At 64.8% G+C, this 18,702-nt stretch carries 12 protein-coding genes; 7 read left to right on the top strand and 5 right to left on the bottom strand.

Annotation, left to right across the window (positions count from 1 at the left end):
* Nucleotides 1-128: 128 nt before the first annotated feature.
* From GSQ89_RS26475 to GSQ89_RS26455, 5 genes are all read right to left on the bottom strand, one after another.
* A complete protein-coding gene (locus GSQ89_RS26475) occupies nucleotides 129-314 on the bottom strand; it encodes a hypothetical protein (RefSeq protein WP_158930925.1) in 186 nt (61 codons plus the stop codon).
* A 9-nt stretch (nucleotides 315-323) separates the two neighbouring features.
* A complete protein-coding gene (gene ispG / locus GSQ89_RS26470) occupies nucleotides 324-1,448 on the bottom strand; it encodes a flavodoxin-dependent (E)-4-hydroxy-3-methylbut-2-enyl-diphosphate synthase (protein WP_158930923.1) in 1,125 nt (374 codons plus the stop codon).
* Between the two features lie 92 nt (nucleotides 1,449-1,540).
* Nucleotides 1,541-2,548 carry a helix-turn-helix domain-containing protein gene (locus GSQ89_RS26465; RefSeq protein WP_158930921.1) on the bottom strand — a complete coding sequence of 336 codons (1,008 nt, stop codon included), beginning with the start codon at nucleotides 2,546-2,548 and terminating at the stop codon, nucleotides 1,541-1,543.
* A 253-nt stretch (nucleotides 2,549-2,801) separates the two neighbouring features.
* Nucleotides 2,802-5,024: a phosphoenolpyruvate--protein phosphotransferase gene (ptsP, locus tag GSQ89_RS26460; protein ID WP_158930919.1), complete on the bottom strand. Its 2,223-nt coding sequence runs from the start codon at nucleotides 5,022-5,024 to the stop codon at nucleotides 2,802-2,804.
* 311 nt (nucleotides 5,025-5,335) lie between these two features.
* Nucleotides 5,336-8,383, bottom strand: a complete 3,048-nt coding sequence (locus GSQ89_RS26455; RefSeq protein ID WP_158930917.1) for a ribonuclease E/G — start codon at nucleotides 8,381-8,383, stop codon at nucleotides 5,336-5,338.
* Nucleotides 8,384-9,014: 631 nt separating this feature from the next.
* On the opposite strand from GSQ89_RS26455, the gene GSQ89_RS26450 reads away from it, so the two are divergent.
* From GSQ89_RS26450 to GSQ89_RS26420, 7 genes are all read left to right on the top strand, one after another.
* Nucleotides 9,015-9,902 (top strand): N-acetylmuramoyl-L-alanine amidase, encoded by an 888-nt coding sequence (locus GSQ89_RS26450; RefSeq protein WP_158930915.1) that lies wholly within the window; start codon nucleotides 9,015-9,017, stop codon nucleotides 9,900-9,902.
* Nucleotides 9,903-9,987: 85 nt separating this feature from the next.
* A complete protein-coding gene (locus GSQ89_RS26445; protein ID WP_158930913.1) occupies nucleotides 9,988-12,627 on the top strand; it encodes a penicillin-binding protein 1A in 2,640 nt (879 codons plus the stop codon).
* A 31-nt stretch (nucleotides 12,628-12,658) separates the two neighbouring features.
* Nucleotides 12,659-13,790 (top strand): peptide chain release factor 2 gene (gene prfB, locus GSQ89_RS26440; RefSeq protein WP_158930911.1). Its coding sequence is split into 2 segments (ribosomal slippage): nucleotides 12,659-12,727 and nucleotides 12,729-13,790, totalling 1,131 coding nucleotides; the frame shifts between segments, so codons are not numbered across the junction.
* Between the two features lie 38 nt (nucleotides 13,791-13,828).
* Nucleotides 13,829-15,430, top strand: a complete 1,602-nt coding sequence (locus GSQ89_RS26435) for a hypothetical protein (protein WP_158930909.1) — start codon at nucleotides 13,829-13,831, stop codon at nucleotides 15,428-15,430.
* 348 nt (nucleotides 15,431-15,778) lie between these two features.
* Nucleotides 15,779-16,378: an acyl-CoA dehydrogenase family protein gene (locus GSQ89_RS26430; RefSeq protein ID WP_158930907.1), complete on the top strand. Its 600-nt coding sequence runs from the start codon at nucleotides 15,779-15,781 to the stop codon at nucleotides 16,376-16,378.
* The gene (locus tag GSQ89_RS26425) at nucleotides 16,294-16,986 is read left to right on the top strand and encodes an acyl-CoA dehydrogenase family protein (protein WP_158930905.1); all 693 of its coding nucleotides are present in this window, start codon (nucleotides 16,294-16,296) and stop codon (nucleotides 16,984-16,986) included. Before GSQ89_RS26430 ends, GSQ89_RS26425 begins: the two co-directional genes overlap by 85 nt.
* 65 nt (nucleotides 16,987-17,051) lie before the next feature.
* On the top strand, nucleotides 17,052-18,308 hold the full coding sequence (locus GSQ89_RS26420) for an amino acid ABC transporter substrate-binding protein (RefSeq protein ID WP_158930903.1): 1,257 nt from the start codon (nucleotides 17,052-17,054) through the stop codon (nucleotides 18,306-18,308).
* The last annotated feature ends 394 nt before the right edge of the window (nucleotides 18,309-18,702 follow it).

Below are 18,702 nucleotides of genomic sequence, written 5' to 3'. Positions count from 1 at the left end.
CGTCGCAGGCTTGGTTCATGCTGGCCATGGGCTTCCTGCTCATCCGCAGGATCGCTCGAGATTACCAGGCGATCGCTTGATTTCGAGTCAGGTTCTCAGCAGCATCCCCTATTGGTTCGCCGTATGAATCAATCCTGGAATGCCATCTGATCCATCTCCTCCGGCGAGGCCACCGCCTGGCGAATGAACCAGCGCACCATGCGGTGGCCAGTCAATTCGAACCGCTGGATCAGTCCATCACACAGCTGATCATCTGCTAATCCCTCCCGGAGCCGGTCGATCGCATCGACCAACCGGAAGATGTCGAGCGGCACGGCCGAACCCTACTCCGCCGCGATCTTCTCCGCGTCCGCCGCAGCCTTCAGCGCCGCGGCCTTAGCCTCCACCAACTCCACGATGTGATCCACCATCGACGCGCCATCGATCGTGTGGTCCGTCTTCCCGGCCGCATAGATCATGTGCCGCCCATTCCCGCCGCCGGTGACGCCGATATCGGTCATCAACGCCTCGCCCGGGCCGTTCACCACGCAGCCGATGATCGACAGGGTCAGCGGCGTCTCGATATGCGCCAGCCGGTCCTCCAGCGTGCGCACCGTCTCGATCACGTTGTAGCCCTGCCGAGCGCAGGACGGGCAGGAGATCACTTTCACGCCGCGATGGCGGATGCCGAGGGTCTTCAGCATGTCCCAGCCGACGCGGACTTCCTCAGCCGGTTCGTCGGACAGGGAGACGCGCAGGGTGTCGCCGATGCCGGCCCACAGCAGGGAACCGAGGCCGATGGAGGACTTCACCGTCCCCATCCGCCGTCCGCCGGCCTCGGTAATCCCGATATGCAGCGGGTGGTCGCAGACCTCGGCCAGTTGCTGGTAGGCGGCGACGGCCAGGAACACGTCCGACGCCTTCACGCTGATCTTGAAGTCGTGGAAATCGTGCTGCTGCAGGACATTCGCGTGATACAGCGCGCTTTCCACCAGTGCTTCCGGGTTGGGCTCGCCGTATTTCTCCAGCAGGTGCTTCTCCAGCGACCCGGCATTGACGCCGATGCGCATGCTGCAGCCGTGGTCTCGAGCGGCCTTGATCACCTCGCGAACCCGCTCATCGCTGCCGATATTGCCGGGGTTGATGCGCAGGCAGGCGGCGCCGCTCTCCGCCGCCTCGATCGCGCGACGGTAGTGGAAATGGATGTCGGCGACGATCGGCACGTTGACCTCGTGCACGATCTCCTTCAGCGCCAGCGCGCTCTCCTTGTCGGGGCACGACACGCGGACGATGTCCACGCCCGCCAGTTCCGCCAGCCTGATCTGCGCGATCGTGCCCTGGACGTCGGTGGTCAGGGTGTTGGTCATCGTCTGCACCGTGATCGGTGCACCGTCTCCAACCGGTACCTTGCCGACATAAATCCGGCGAGACTTGCGCCGGATGATTTCCTGATACGGGCGGTAGCTCATGCAAGTCTCCTTCAGCACGGGCGCGCGGGACAGCGCGAAGGTCTCCGCTTCGCGTGACCTACGCCTATTATGGGGTCTCCCAGCGCGATCCGCTACGGGTGGGGGTGGGTCGAGGCAAGCTGCGGGGCGGTAGCGGCCAGTTTGCCGTCCTTGATCTGATCGGGGTCGAGCGGGATGTCACGCCGCACCGCGCCCGATCCGCCGAGGCTGGGGGTCGGGGCGCCGTCCACCTCAATGTCGGTGCCCCCGGCGTTACCGGTGGTCAGCAGCAGGTCGGTCCGCGGCGGCACCGGCCAACTGTCCCCGGCTTTCAGCGTCTTGTTCAACAGGACGGCACCACTGTGATCCTTCACCTGCATCCAGGCGTCAGCAGTGGCGCGCAGGACGATGCGATTGGCATCAGCGGCGGGCGGTGCCGGCGGCATCGGCGACAAGCCGGCGGTCGCGGCATCGTCGGATGGCTCCGGCGAAACCTGGGCGGCGGCGGCCGAGGTGGGTGAAATCGGCATCACCGGCGGTGCCATCATCGCAGGTGCGGCTGGATCCGCCAGAACGATTTTCGGCGGGGCCTGACCTGGCGCACTGGCGGCGGCTGTGGTGGCAGCGGCCGGGTTATCCGGCGGCAAGGCCTGCTGCGCCAGCGGGGCCAGGCGTTGCGGGATCGCGGCGACGGTCTCGGCCGGCAGGCGGCCCTCGCCCGACAGGTGATACCAGCCGGCATAGGCACCCACCGCCAGGACCAGTCCAAGCAGCAGCACGGCACCGGCGGGTATCCCGCGCTCCGGCATCGGAACCGGGAAAACCAGTTCGGTGCGGCGGTTGAATTCGGCGGCTTCGGTGCGGAAGCGGCGGACCATTTCCTCGGCATCCAGGCCCAGCGCGTTGGCATAGGTGCGCACGAAGGCCAGGGCGTAGGCGTTGCCTGGAAGCAACGAAATCTGCCCTTCCTCAAGCGCTTCCAGATGCGGCAGGCGGATGCGCAGCGTGAAGGCGACATCGTGCAGCGACAGGCCCAGGCGCTCCCTGGCCTCTCGCAGATCGGCACCTGCCCGCGCCGCCGCGGGTGGGTCCGTCACCACTGGCGTGACGGTCGACATCATGCCCCGACTTTCAACCAGCTTCGCCCTGCGTTCGTGCAGCACTGGCAGCCCCAATCCGGTTCCAAACACAGGTGGAAAAATATGTGTCGCGCCGCCCGCCCCGGTTTGACAAATGGCTTGTAGACCACACGCCCAATTTTTCCAACGCCCTAAAGTGTACCATTTTGTGCTCCGATGGCCATTCCCGGCCGCCTATGGAGCGAAATTGAACGCCACCGTTGCTCCGCGGTTACATCACGGAATGCATGAATTTTCAGTTAACGATCGCCTGTTCGCGCGCCCAGGTCGCGATGGATTCCCGCAATCCGAACCCGCCGCCGCGGCGGATCGCCGCCAGCACCGACCGGAACGACCGCAGGTCGACCTGCGCGAACATCGCCTTGATCGGCAAAATCCCGCTGGCCGGCATCGACAGCGTTGTCACCCCCAGCGCCGCCAGCACCAGCGCCTCCAGCGGCCGCGACGCCACTTCCCCGCAGACGGAAACCGGCACGGACGCCGCCCCGGCCGCTGCGACAAGCTGTTCGACCAGGTCCAGCATCGGCTGCGACAGAAAGTCATAGCGGTCATACAACGACGGCGTTCCGCGATCCGCCGCGAACAGAAACTGTAACAAATCGTTGGAACCGATCGATATGAAATCAGCCTCCTTCACCAGTTCGGGAAGCTGCCACATCAGTGACGGCACCTCCAGCATGGTGCCGATACGCAACGTCTCCGGCGCCGGGCGGACGCGCTTGGCCTCGGCCTGCAGCAACCCCTTCGCCGCTCGGAATTCAGTCACCGTGGCGACCATCGGGAACATCACCGAAAGGTGACGCCCGCCGGCCGCCAGCAACAGCGCACGCAACTGCCGCCGCAGCAAAGCCGGCCGGTCAAGCCCGACCCGCAGCGACCGCCACCCCATGGCCGGATTTTCCTCCTCCACGACGGTGCCGGGCAGCAGCTTGTCGGCGCCCAGGTCCAGCGTGCGGAACAGCACCGGCTTGTCGCCCGCCTCATCCAGCACACGCGCATAGATCGCGGCCTGCTCCGCCACGTCGGCCACCGAACCACGAGCCAGCATGGCGATTTCGGTGCGGAACAGCCCGATACCATCGGCTCCGGTGCGGGCCAGCTGCGGCAATTCCAGACTGAGCCCGACATTCAGCATCAGCTTCAGCTCGATCCCGTCGGCGGTAACGGCGGGACGGTCGCGCCAGGTCGCCAGCTCCGCGTATTTGGCACTGCGCGCTTCCCGAGCCCGGATATAGGCTTCGCGGACCGCGGTTTCCGGCCGCAGGATGAACTGGCCGTCATCGGCATCGACTACCGCGTGGTCGCCCTGTTCGGCGCTGTCCAGGATGCCGCGCAGGCTGCCGATCGCGGGGATGCCCAGCGCGCGCGCCAGGATGGCAGCGTGGCCGGACGGGCTGGCTTCCTCGATCGCCACCCCGGCGATGCCGCGGGCGTGCCAGTCCAGCAACTCGGCCGGACCGAGACGCCGAGCCAGCAGGATGGCGCCGTCGGGGACGGTCTTGCGTGGTGCTTCGCCGGTCAGTGCGGTCAGCAGGCGGTTGGCCAGGTCCTCCATATCGGCGAGCCGTTCACGCAGATACGGATCGCTGATCCGCCGCATTCGGTCATGCAGTTCGGTGGCGACACGCTGCACCGCCGCCTCGGCCGTCGTGCCACCGCGGATCACGTCGCCGACCCGGCGCAGCCAGCCGGCATCCGAGGCCACCAGCCGATACGCCTCCAGCACCTCCCGCGACGCACTGACGTCAGCCGCCCGGCCCGTGTTAGGCACCTCGGCGAACAGGTCGTCCAATCCGCGCTGCATGCGGTCAACCGCCTGTTCCAGCCGAACCTGTTCGGCCCTTGGGTCTTCGGCGAGCAGGCGGACGACCGGACCGGTGGACCGCAGCAGCACGATCGGACCGACGGCGATTCCCGCCATCAGCGACGCGCCGGCGAACAGCCGCGGCACCGTGGCGGCGAGCCCTTCCGGCGATCCGTCGATGGCGCCGCTACCGGACAGCATCTCCGCGACCAGCATGGCCACGGTTTCGAGGTCGTCGACTTCGGCTTCGGTAAAATTGCGCGGGGTGCGGTTCTGCACCACCAGCACGCCCAGGGTGCGGCCGGAGCGGCGTACCGGCACCGACAGCAGCGAGGCGAACGGTTCCTCACCGGTTTCCGGGCGATAGGCGAAGGCGGGGTGGTTCTGCGCGTCCGGCAGGTTCATCACCGAACCGGTGGCGGCGCACAGGCCGACGATGCCCTCACCCACCCGCAGCCTCGTCTGGCCGATGGCGTCCGGCCGCAGCCCCTCGGTGGCGGTCAGCTCCAGGATGTCGCCGGGGCGCTGCACGTAGACGGAGCAGACCTCGCTGACCAGTTCGGAGGCAACCAGCCGGACCAGCGCCGACAGCGGCGCCGACCCATGCGCGCGCAACGTCCGCAGCCGGGACAGCAGGTGCCGCGGCTCACTCATGCGTCAGGGACGACTTCGCCATGCCGGTCATTGCACCATCGCCCCCCTTTCCCGCGGTGACCGGCCAATACGGGGATCGCATGGCCGAAACATGGCCGTCCTAGCCAACGCGTGCCGAAAGATCAAAAAATCCCGGTCGCTGGCGGCCGTTGATCAGGCGCCACCGTCTCACCGTAATGCCGGTACGCGCCCTCCCCACAACCCGTCATGGCCGGGCGCAGTCCCGGCCATCTTCGCACCGTCGGCGAAGCGGGGATGGCCGGAACGCCACCCCGCACCCTTACCTTAGCAGCGCAGAGGCCGGCTCAGTCCTACCGCCGCCACCACCCGCGTTTCCGCTCCACCGGCGGTTCGCCGCCGGCACCGATCAGGATCGGCTTGATCGCCGGCTCAGCAGGCGCCGGCTCCGGGGCCACGTCGTTGGCGGCGACCGGCGGCACGGCTTCCGCTTCGATCGGCACCGCTGAAGCCTCGGTCACCTTCTCGGCTTCCGCCACCACCGACACAGCCTCGGCCACCGGTTCCGGTTCGGCCGGCACAGCCTCGGCCGCCGGTTCCGGTTCGGCAGGCAAAGCCTCACCCGCCGGTTCCGGTGCCGAACTATTGACGATCTCCGCCTCCGGCACCTCCGGTTCGGGCACCGGCTGCGGTTCGGCTGCTGCCTCGGCCGCCACGGCGTTCGGCGCATCCGGTTCCGGCGCGGTGTTGTTGGCGATCTCCGCCGCCACCGCAGCACGAGGCGCCGGCCTGGCTTCGGCCGCGCGTTCCGCCTGGTCCATCACGTCGAAAATATCGAACACCCGCCCGCCGAACGGATCGGCCGGAGTCGGTCCGGCATAAACCGGCGGCAACTCAGGCTGATCGGCGCCGGGTGTGGCGAACGGCGATAACTCCCCGTCAGCCTGCGACCGCCGCCGCCGCCCGCCACGCCGGCCACGCCGCCGATTGCGCGGATCATCGTCGGATGGGGGGGCGGTTTCACCGCCCTCGACCGGTTCTTCGGCAGACACTTCGGCGGGTTCGGCCGGAGCAACCGGCGGAGCGGCCTCGGCCACGTCGCCGCCTTCAGCCTGCACGTCGGACGGCTCGCTTGGGGCTTCCCCAGCCGGGTCCTCCGCCGTGTCCGCCTGCGGCTCATCCCGCCGTCCGCCACGCCGCCGCCGGCGCCGCCGCTTGCGCCGCCGTTCGGCGTCCTCGGCAGTGCCGCCGCCAGCCGCATCGGCGGCCTTCTGTTCCGCGGTATCTTCCTCGCCGTCATCGTCGTCCTCATCCTCGGACACGACGGCGTCGGCCTCTTCCTCCTCGTCCTGATCCACGTCGGCGACCGAGGCCGGCGGCATCGGACGTTCGGCGGTCACCACCGGAGGTATCTCGTCGGGCGACCGGGTCCGCATTTTCTCGATGCGGAACTGCGGTGCGATCTGGGCGTCGTCGGCGGCGATGATGACCCGCATCGTGTAGCGCAGTTCAATCTCCTGCAGCCGCTCCCGCTTGTGGTTCAACAGATACAGCGCCACCGGGGTCGACACATGCACGACGATCTCGGCGGAGCGGCGCTTGCTGCCCTCGTCCTCAATCCCGCGCAGGACGTGGATCGCGGCGTTCTCGGTGCTGCGGACATGGCCGGTGCCGCCGCAATGCGGACACAGGATGAAGCTGGTTTCCGCGAGCGACGGCCGCAGCCGCTGCCGGCTCATCTCCAGCAGCCCGAAATGGCTGATATGACCGACCTGGATGCGCGCTCGGTCGTTCTTCAGCGCCTCCTTGATCCGGCGCTCCACCATCGCGTCGTGGCGCTTCGACTCCATGTCGATGAAGTCGATGACGATCAGCCCGGCGAGGTCGCGCAGGCGCAACTGGCGGGCGGCCTCATCGGCGGCCTCCAGGTTGGTCCGCAGCGCGGTTTCCTCGATGTTGCGTTCGCGGGTGGACCGGCCGGAGTTGACGTCGATCGCCACCAGCGCCTCGGCCTGGTTGATCACCAGGTAACCGCCGGAGCGAAGCTGCACGGTGGGCATCAGCATGCCGTCGAGCTGCGCTTCCACCTGGTTGCGGGCGAACAGCGGCTGCCCGTCGCGCCACAACTGCACCTTCTTGGCGTGCGACGGCATCAGCATGCGCATGAAGTCGTGCGCGGCACGCCAGCCGTCCTCGCCATCCACCAGGATTTCCTCGATGTCGCGCGAGTAGACGTCGCGGATCGAGCGTTTGATCAGGCTGGCCTCTTCATAGATCAGCGCTGGCGCCACCGATTTCATGGTGTGCTCGCGGATGTCGTCCCACAGCCGCAGCAGGTATTCGCAGTCGCGCTTGATCTCCGGCTTGGGTCGGTTGGCACCGGCGGTGCGGACGATCATGCCCATGCCGCGCGGGATATCTAGTTCGGCCATCACCTCCTTCAGCCGGCGGCGATCGGTCGCCGAGGTGATTTTCCGCGAAATGCCGCCACCCCGCGGGGAATTCGGCATCAGCACGCCAAAGCGGCCGGCGAGCGACAGATAGGTGGTCAGCGCCGCACCCTTGGTGCCGCGTTCCTCCTTGACCACCTGGATCAGCAGGATCTGCCGGCGGCGGATGACTTCCTGGATCTTGTAGTTGCGCAGGAAGCGCGGCGGCATGCGGCGTTCCCGCTGGTCGTCGCCAGTTTCCTGGTCGCCGCCGCCAACGGTTTCCGGCGGCGGCAGCACCTCGATGTGGTCGCCGTTCGAGTCATACCCATCGGTGTCGTCGGCATCCGCCTCATCCTCGGCAACGACCCGTTCGACGTCGATCGCCAGCGACTGCACCCGCGGTTCCACTGACGGCTCCGCCGGTGATTCCGCCAGCAGGGCCGGCCTGTCTGGCTTCGCCCAGGCCTCGGCGGCCACCTCGGCTTCCGCTTCAGGTGCCGAGACAACGACGGCGGGTTCCGCGACCGGTTCCGGCGCGATCAGCCGCGGCATCGACGCCAGCGCCCAGTCTTCCGCCGCCGGCTCCGGTTCCGGCACCACCGCCCGCGGCGCGGGTTCGACCCCTTCCGCGGACTGGCTCAACGCCAGTTCCAGATCTTCTTCCTCTTCCTCGCGGCGCGCGTCCTCGGCCTGCATCTCGATCAGGCGCTGCCGGTCGGCGACCGGAATCTGGTAGTAGTCGGGGTGGATTTCGCTGAATGCCAGGAAGCCGTGGCGGTTGCCGCCATACTCGACGAACGCCGCCTGCAGGCTTGGTTCGACCCTGACTACCTTCGCGAGGTAGATATTGCCCTTGAGCTGGCGTTTCGTCGACGTCTCGACATCGAAATCTTCAAGTCGGGTACCGTCCAGCACCACGACGCGGGTTTCTTCCGCGTGCGTGGCATCGATCAGCATGCGCTTCGTCATCTAGTCCTGAACTCCGGTATGCCGTCGCGTTGCATGAGCCGGACCTTCTCTGGGTCGCGGTCAGCGGACGGCTTGCAAGGCTTGCGGGAAGGGGCCCGCCCGAAGTTTCAGGAAAACGGTGGCGATCGATGGACGCGACGGCAATACCACCCAAGACGTGTGGGCTACCCAACAAATCGGGTAAAAATCCAAATCCGGACAGGTATTGTTCGACGTGGTTCATCAGTTCCTGGCGTTCGGATGGCGCGTTCCTTGGCGAAACGCTGCCCCGTGGAAAAGTCGGTGCCGATACCACCCGCGCGGCGATTGGACCCCCGCGGCGGACAGAACCCCGGCGCGCCACAAGTCCAAACAGGGCGGGCGCGACACGGGCGGCGACGTGGCTACGGCGAGGCGGATCCTTCCCCACACCTGTCAGTCTGACTCGGATCAGACCGATCAAGGGATCACGCATCGCCGAGATTAAGCCAAGAGACCGCGGTAACCCGCCGTCCCCAGTGACATCGCCGGAGCGGCCTGACCATGAAGCAAACCGCCCTTCACCGCAAGCAGATCATATCGGGCGCCTGTGAACTCCCTGTAATCAACAATCAAGCTGACAATCCGTATCCAATATGTTAAGAGCGGCGGCATGAGTTTCGTCCCGTCCGTCACGCGTCGCCTACTGCTGCGCCGTTTCGCGGCAGGATCGTCGGTGTTCGGCACCTTCATGCTGCCGCCCGCCGTACGCGATGCGATGGCGGCCAAGCCGCACCATCCCAAACACCTGGCCGTGCCGCGCCATGATGCACCGGGTGCGAAGCCGCCGGCGCCGCTGGTCATGCTGGACCCCGGCCACGGCGGCAAGGATCCAGGCGCGATCGGTTTTTCCGGCACCTATGAAAAGCAGGTGGCGCTGGCCACTGCCCTGGAACTCAAACGCCAACTGGAGGCCGATGGCCGCTATCGCGTCGCGCTGACGCGCACCCGGGACATCTTCATCCCGTTGGACGACCGGGTGGAGCGGGCACAGCGGCAGGGCGCGTCGCTGTTCGTGTCGATGCACGCGGACGCGCTGACGGATCATGCGGTGCGCGGCGCCTCGGTCTACACCCTGGCGCCGAGGGCGTCGGACGCGCAGACCGCTGCCCTGGCACGTTCGGAAAACAGCGCCGATCGCTTCATTGGCAAACAATGGCAGGGCATGTCGCCGGAGGTCACGCAGATTCTCGCCAGCCTGGTCCGGCAGGAAACGCGGACCGACTCCGGGCGGATCGCCCGCACCCTGGTAGGCAGCCTGGATCAAGACCTGCCGATGCTGCCGAACCCTGAACGGCATGCCGGGTTCGTGGTGCTGAAGGCGGCGGATATCCCCAGCGTGCTGGTGGAGATGGGATTCATGTCCAACCCGAAGGATGAGGCGGCGTTGCGCCGCCCCGACCATCGCCGGATGGTGGCCGAAGCGATGCGGCGCGCGGTCGACGGGTATTTCGCCGGGATCAGCCATGTCGCGAATGGCTACGGTCCAGGGATCGGCTGACGGATCAGCTAGCACCCTTGCCGGCAACGCATGGTCGCAATCTCGTTGCTGGCGATTTTGACCAAAATCGTCCATATCGCCGGCCATGACAGGACCATTCACCGCCGGCGAACCGCTGGCGCCCACTGGCCGCGGCCGACGCGGCAAGGCCGCACCGCCGGACCCGAGTCGCGGCGGCAAGCCGCCCAGGCGGCGTCCAGGCGTGGTCGTGCGCTTCGCCCGCGGCCTGGCCGGCGCGATCCTTGGCGTCGTGCTGCTGGGTGGCGTGGTCGGCGCCGCCGGCGGCTATATCGCCTACAGGCATTTCAGCGCCGACCTGCCGGACGTCGACGGGCTGCGCAACTACCAGCCGCCGGTCATGAGCCGGGTCTATGCCGGCGATTCCCGCCTGCTGGCGGAACTGGCGACCGAACGGCGGATCTTCGTGCCGATCACCGCCATCCCACCAATCGTCAAGCAGTCCTTCATCTCGGCCGAGGATCAGAATTTCTACACCCACCCCGGTGTCGATCCGCTGGCGATCGCCAGGGCAGCGGTGTTCGACCTGATGCATGCCGGGCAGGGGCGGCGGCCGATCGGTGCGTCCACCATCACCCAGCAGGTCGCCAAGAACATGCTGCTGGACGGTACGATGACGTTCAGCCGCAAAGTCAAGGAAGCCATCCTGGCGGTGCGGATCGAACAGACGCTCAGCAAGGACCGTATCCTGGAACTGTACCTGAATGAGATCTACCTCGGGCTTGGTTCCTACGGCGTGGCGGCGGCGGCGCAGAGCTATTTCAACAAGCCGCTGGACCAACTGACCGTCGCCGAGGCAGCCTTCCTCGCCGCCTTGCCAAAAGCGCCGAACAACCTCAATCCGTTCAAGTATCCCGAAGCCGCCCGGTCACGGCGGGATTACGTGCTGGATCGCCTGGTCGAGGATCATGCGATCACCCAGGTCCAGGCGGCCGCGGCCAAGGCGCAGCCGGTGATACCGTCGGAATTCCACCGCCCGCCGCCGATTCCCGGTGCCGACTGGTTCACCGAGGAAGTGCGTCGTGAACTGATCGCCAAGTTCGGCCAGGACACCACGACCCAAGGCGGCTTGGTGGTGCGCACCAGCCTCGACCCCACGTTGCAAGCTGCTGCGGAAAAATCCGTCCGGGATGGCCTGATGGCATACGATCGCAGACTGGGTGGCTGGCGCGGCGCGGTGACGCATCTGAATCTGTCGCCAGGGGATTTCGAGACCAAATGGCCGGCGGCGCTGAATGAACAGCCGCGTCCGCCCGGCATGCTGCCGGCATGGAAACTCGCGATCGTCGCGGGTGTCAGCGAAAGCGAGGCCAAGGTCGAGTGGCTGAACGCGGCCGGCGAACGCCGGACGGCAATGCTGGCGCTGGCCGACACCACCTGGGCTCGCCCGATGCATGACGGCAAACTGGGCGCCACCCCCCGGCGCATGAACGAAATCGTGCAGACCGGCGACGTGGTGATGATCGAGCCTCCCGCGGTGTTGCCGGAGCCGCCCTCCGGCCCGGCGATGCCGGTCAGGGGTAAGGCACCGCCGCTGGCCCCACTGCCACCGCCGGCCAACCGGGCGACTCTGCGGCAGATTCCCCAGGTTCAGGGCGCGCTGGTGTCGCTCGACCCGCAGACCGGACGTGTGCTGGCGATCGTGGGTGGGTGGAGCTTCGATCAAAGCCAGTTCAACCGAGCCACCCAGGCCAACCGCCAGCCCGGTTCCAGCTTCAAGCCGATCGTCTATTTGACGGCGCTGGAAAAGGGCATTTCGCCGAGCCAGAAGTTCCTGGATGCGCCTATCGTGATCGACACGCCTGAGGGTCGCTGGCGGCCGGGCAATTATGAGGGCACGTTCGGCGGTCCCACGTCGTTGGAAGTGGCGCTGGAGGAATCGCTGAACCTGGTGACGCTGCGGGTGGCGCAGCGGATCGGCATGCAGGCCATTGCCGATAACGCCATCGCCTTCCATGAGGTGGATTCGATGCCGCGTGTTCTGCCCGCGGCCCTTGGCGCGGTGGAAACCACCGTGCTGCGAGAGGCCGGGGCCTACGCCTCCATTGATGCTGATGGGCGGGAGGTGCTGCCGACGTTCATCGACAGCGTGCAGGACCCGGACGGACACGTGGTGATGCGCGCGCCCGGGCTGGATTGTTCGGATTGCTCCGATCCGTCGAAGCCGCCGGACTTGAACAACACTCATCCGCAGATCGCCGATCCGGATAGCGTGTTCCAGTTGATCACCATGATGGAGGGTGTCGCGCAGCGCGGCACCGGGGAGCCGGTGACGAAAGGGCTGAACCGGCCGATCGCCGGCAAGACCGGCACCACGCAGGACTTCGCCGATGCCTGGTTCGGCGGGTTCACGCCCGACCTGGTGACCGTGGTCTGGGTCGGCTACGACACCCCGGCCGACCTGGGCAACAACGAAACCGGCGCCGCCGTCGCCGGGCCGATCTGGCACGATTACATGGCGGCGGCACTGGCTGGCCGTCCCGTGCTGAACTTCCCGATGCCGCCCGGCGTGACGATGGCGCAGTGGGATACGGGCAAGGGCGTGTTCACCAACGCGTTCAAGCCCAATCAGGTACCCGGCGCGTCCGGGCCGATGGGTGAGGGCCTGGCCAGCAGCGGGTCTTCGTCGTCGTCCGATGGCACGTCAGCGGGCCCGACCGCCGCCGTGCATGGCGGGGTTGATAGCGGCCTGGGCGGGCTGTATTGACCCATTCCCCCAAAAGAGCAGCCATTACGCCATGTCCGCCGAATCCGATGCCCTGAACGAACAGATCAAGCAGTCCGTCGCGCTGCTGAGGAGGCATCTTTGACTGGGATGTCGCCGAAGGCCGCCTTGCGGACCTGAACAACCGAGCCGAAGACCCGGCGCTGTGGAACGACGCAGCCGCTGCGCAGAAGCTGATGCGAGAGCGCAACCAGATCGCCTCGGCGATGGAAGGCGTGCTGAAGCTCGAGACGGATGTCTCCGACGCGCTGGAACTGATCGCGATGGCGGAAGCCGACGGCGATGCCGCGATGGTCGCCGAGGCGATGGGGTCGTTGCGCGCTGCGGCGGACGAAGCCAAGCGGCGGGAGATCGAAAGCCTGCTGTCCGGTGAGGCCGACAGCAACGATTGTTATATCGAGCTGAACTCCGGCGCCGGGGGCACCGAGGCGCAGGACTGGGCCGAGATGCTGATGCGTATGTATATGCGCTGGGCCGAACAGCACGGCTACAAGGTGCAGTTCCTGGAAGAAAGCGAGGGCGAACAGGCCGGCATCAAGTCGGCGACGCTGCAGGTCAGCGGCCCGAACGCCTATGGCTGGCTGAAGACCGAGTCCGGCGTCCATCGCCTTGTCCGCATCAGCCCGTTCGACTCCAACGCTCGGCGGCAGACCAGCTTTGCCAGCGTGTGGGTGTACCCGGTGGTGGACGACTCGATCGAGATCGAGATCAATGAAGCCGACCTGAAGGTGGACACCTACCGGGCGTCCGGCGCCGGTGGCCAGCACGTGAACAAGACGGAAAGCGCCATCCGGATTACCCATGTTCCCAGCGGGATCATTGTCGCCTGCCAGACCGACCGCAGCCAGCACCGCAACCGGGCCATGGCCATGGCGATGCTGAAGGCCCGGATGTATGAGGCGGAACTACAGCGGCGGGAAGCGGTAACGGCGGCGCAGGAGAATGCGAAGACCGACATCGGCTGGGGACACCAGATACGCAACTACGTGTTGGCGCCGTATCAGTTGGTGAAGGATTTGCGCACCGGGGTCGAGACAGGCAATCCGGCCGCGGTGCTGGACGGCGACCTGGACGAATTCATGGCCGCGGCGTTGGCGGCACGGTCTGGGGCTACGCGGTCGGAGGCGAGTGCGAACGCGCGGTAGGGGGGAACGATATAACCTCTGATGAGGGATGGGTCCGCATGGAATTTGCGACGGCATGGGAGGCAGTACGACCGAGCATCTATCGCTTACTACTAACGGCGGGCGTGGAAGACCGTTCCAATCTTTGTTTGCCAGATGACGATATTGCCTTCGGAGCAAAGAGAATCCGCTGGGTTGAAGGCGCAGAGGACGGAGTTTTTCTCAAGCACGGCTACGATATCAACCGTGCAGCAGATGCCGAAATCGCCATTATCGCAAGCGCTGTTATGAGTGCAGCTCGCGATCCGATAGAACCTCATGTGGTGTCTTTGTATCAATTGTTGATGGATGATCAAGCGGTTCGGTCGATCACCTCGGTATTATCGCTTCTCTCCGAACGTGATGTTGAGATGGTTTCGGAACTTGCCATGTTGGGGCGTTGGCTTGCAACGGAAGCTCCGGACAGACAGCCGGTCAAATTCGGTTTGGCTCTACTCGGACGCTTTGGAAATCCGCTCGATATCAACGTCATCCTGTGCATTGGCCAGCATGAGGAATTTACGCTCTATGCCGCCGATGCCATCGTAGAGTTGATGACGAATCCTGATCCTTGGCTGTGGTCGTTGGCCAAAAAAGTCCACGGATGGGGTAGAATCCATACCGTGGACCGGCTGAGCACCACAACCGACCCGGCAATCAAAGGATGGATGTTACGGAGTGGATATAAGAATTCCGTCATGTACGAATATCTTGCCTACCAATGCGCGACATCCGGGGAATTGCTGACGGCTCTTCAACAGCGAGAACCTGACGAAGCATTGCTGGAAGGAGCACGGGACATTATCGAAGCACTGCTGGCCGGTGGTCCGGCGAAAAGTATGACAGACTATGAGGATGGCGCAGAGGTCGTTCAGCTCTACATGCGGCATGTTGCGAGCCGCATTCCCGACAACATAGCGGTGTTCAGAACCATTCAATCCATCCTGACACATGTCGATGACGGTGATACGGATTGGTCTGTAGAAGCACATGGTTGTTGGACGGAAAATGTCCGCCGCCAAATTGCTCTCGATGCCGCCGAGATCCTTGCCCGTGAGGAATGGCGGGAAATCGTCGATCGCGGCCTGCTCTCCAACGATGAATATATCTTCAGCCTAGCCGCGTCGGCGATCGACAGGCTTGGGGGTGATGCATGGCAGGTACGGCACGACCGGCAGCGAAGACTGCCAACGACGTCTCAATGGTATTGGCTGATGCAGTCGAGTGATCCGGATCAAATCGATCAGGTTCTTGTGACAGCGGAGGAGCAGATTGATTTGGCGGCGATAGCCTCTGGTCCGGAGGAGGCTCTGGGTCTGGGCGCCGAATTCAAGCAGCATCAGGTGCTGGACTGGCTTCTTCACGCATTAAGCCGATTCCCCGGCAAGGGATGGCGGTTTATCGCTGCTGGCGTGAGAAGCCCCGTGATCCGCAATCGAAATTTCGCTTTGCGAGCCGCCGCTCACTGGGGCTCTGCCGCATGGCCACCAGGGGGGCAAGCAATAATCGAACGCGCTCGCGCGGAGGAGACGAACACCGATCTTTATCTGAAGTTTGCAAATGTACTCGATGGACGCCCGTTCACGGATGGCATTGTTCGCCACACGCAACCCAAGCATTGATTGGTCTCATGGCTGGCCGACCCAGTGACAACTGCCACGTGAACATGATCTCCTTCCCGCGCCGTCAAATCATATCGTCCGGTGCGCGCGGCTTGCCACATTATCGCAGCCGACCCGTTGACAGCGGCCTCAGGAACAAGCCCGCGATTTCTATCGGTTGCGATCCAAGAAGATCGGTCAACGGCTGCTGTTCCACCCGAGAATGACAGGAGACCGCTCGGAGACTTCGATCGACGCTCATGCGCGGTGTCGGGTAGTGCTCACTCTTGTGCTCGTTGTGGCGCTTCTCGAAAGCACAGGCCGCGTGTAGGCTGATAACAAAGTTGCATAAAATGAGGAAATAGCCGGATGAATGACCTGGCTGGCGCCGACCCGACAACCAAGCTGCATGACGCCGGCGCGGCGTGTATCGCCCGGGCGCGCGGACTGATTCCCTTGCTACGGTCCGCGGCCGATCGGATCGACGCGAAGAACGAACTGCCGCCGGACGTGTTGGATGCGATGTTCGACGCCGGCATGTTCAAGCTGCTGCTGCCCCGAACGTTCGGCGGGTATGAACTGAAGCCGGTCGACTTCATCCAATGCGTCGAGGCGATCGCCCATGGCGATGCGTCGGTCGCGTGGTGCATGAACCAAGGCTCCGGCTGCTCCATGGCGGCCGCCTACATGGAACCGGACGTGGCGCGGGAGGTCTGGGGCGGCAAGCGCGACGTCGTGGCCTGGGGCCAGGGGCCGAACGCGAAGGCGATACGTACCGAGAGGGTGGCTGGCGCGTCACCGGCACCTGGAGCTTCGCCAGTGGCTCCCGCCATGCGACGTGGCTTGGCGCGATGTGCCCAAGTTTCGAGGCTGACGGCACACCGATGGTGCGCCCGGATGGCAAGGCGTGGGAACGGACGTTTCTGTTCCGGCGGGAGAACGCGAAGATCGACGATGTCTGGCAGGTGATGGGCCTGCGCGGCACCGGCAGCGACAACTACACGATCAAAGACCTCTTCGTTGACGATGCGCACAGCCTGACGCGGGAATACGAACCCGAACGGCGGCAACAGGGTGCTCTGTATGCGTTCCAAGCGATGCAGTTGTACGCGAGTGGTTTCGCGAGTGTCGCACTGGGTGTCTCGCGCGCGATGCTGGATGGGTTCATCGCGCTGGCGAAGACCAAGAGCCAGGCTTGGTCGGCGGATTCGTTGTGCGACAATCATGCGGTGCAGCATATCGTCAGTCATTCCGATGCGGCGTGGAAGGCGGCGCGCGCGGGGTTGCACAAAGCGGTCGATGAGGCGTGGCAGGACATTTCGACGACGGGCGTGTTGTCGTTGGCGCACCGTATGGAGATCCGGCAGGCAGGGACGTATGCGATCCATGTGTCTCGGGATATGGCGCACCAGGTGTTTCATGAGGCGGGGTCGACGGCGATCTTCAACAAGCATCCGTTCGAGCGGCGGTTGCGGGACGTGAACAGCGTTTCGCAGCAATTGCAGGGGCGGCGGACTCATTTCGAGACAGTGGGGTTATACCGGCTCGGAGGCGAACCGAACCTGCGCTGGATTTAACCGCGGGGTCGCGATAGCGTCGTTCCACGACCGTCCGACAGATGGCGGCGATGGGAGGGATGTTTATGCCGAGGGCCGTTCTGCTGCGCGTTTTCGCGGTTGTTGCCGCGCTGAGTCTTGGGGGTGCGGGCGCCCGAGCCGCCGACCCGGTCACCATTGGTTTTGGCATGGCGCTGACCGGTCAGATCGCCGCCACGGGCCGATCCGCACTGATCGCGATGAAGCTATGGGAAGACGACATCAACAAGGCGGGCGGCCTGCTCGGGCGGCCGGTGAAGCTGGTCTATTACGACGACCAGAGCACGCCGTCCTCGGTTCCCGCCTTGTACACGAAGCTGCTGGACGTGGACAAAGTAGATCTTGTCGTGTCCGGCTATGGCACGAACGTGACGGTGCCGGCGATGCCGGTTGTCATGGAGCACAAGCGCCTGTTCATGACGCTGTTCGCCCTGGGGGTGAACGCCGATTTCAAATACGACAGGTTCTTCGGGATGATCCCGGCGGGCCCGTCCGCCAGTGCGCGGCGTGCCTATTCGAAGGGGTTTTTCGAAACGGCGCGGACGATGACGCCGCCGGCGAAGACGCTGGCCATCGTGGGAACCGACGCCGAAGCGTCCCGTAACGCGATCGAGGGGGCGCTGGACAACGCCAAGGAAGCGGGGCTGCAGGTGATCTACAACCAGTCCTATCCGCCTACGACAAACGATTTCTCCCCGATCATACGGGCCATCCAGGCGCGCCATCCTGACGCGATATATTTCGCATCCTATCCAGGCGACAGCGTCGGCCTGGTGAATGCGCTGCACGAGGTCGGGATGAAGGCACGGCTGGTCGGCGGCAATATGGTCGGTTTGCAGACGACATCGATCAAGACCCAGCTTGGGCCAAAGCTGAATGGGCTGGTGAACTACAATTTCTGGGTGCCGACGCCGACGACGCTGACGCCGGAAATGGTGGCGTTCCTGGATCGCTATCAGGCGGAGGCGACGAAGCAGGGCGTGGACCCGCTAGGATACTACCTGCCGCCGTTCGCCTATGCCGAGATGCAGATACTGGGCGAGGCGGTGAAAGGGGCCGGAACCCTGGATGACGACAAGGTGGCGGCATACCTGCATGCCCACTCGTTCCATACGATCCTGGGCGACATCAGTTTCGGCGCTGATGGCGACTGGAAGGTCGCGAAAATCGTGTTCGAGCAGTTCCACGACGTGAAGGGCAACGACGTGGAGCAGTTCCGTGGCGGCAAGGCGGAGACCATTCTGGAACCGGCCGCGATGCGGTCCGGCACGCTGGTCGAACCATATTCTGACATCGCTCATTGACGGCGCATGCGAAGGCCGCATGGCTCCCCTGTGTGAGGGTTCGGTAGCGATTTAGAGGGTTGTCACGCTGATTTTTCAATATGTTACAGCGTTTCGAAAAAACTTTGGGTGTTCGACGTAATCGCGTTGACACATGGGTAAGGGGGGGACTAGAAGGCGCCTCCCCCGACGGACCGGTTGGTTCGGGCGGGTCGGACGGGGTTCTTCCCCGGCGCTCTTTGACAGTTGAATAGGCTAGGAAGGGATACGTTGGCGGCGTCCTGCGTCACGGAGCATGAGAGTGTTTTGTGAGGTTAGGTTCTGATTGGATGATTGGACTGGATTGAGATTTTGTTCGATCGTCTAGGTTTGGAGCTTTTATGGGCGTGTCTGCGATGTATATCTTTTATGCGTT

It is taken from the genome of Acidisphaera sp. S103 (genome assembly GCF_009765975.1).
GTDB lineage: Bacteria > Pseudomonadota > Alphaproteobacteria > Acetobacterales > Acetobacteraceae > Rhodopila.
Note: the sequence above shows the minus strand (reverse complement) of the source record. Positions and strands in the feature narration are given on the sequence as shown.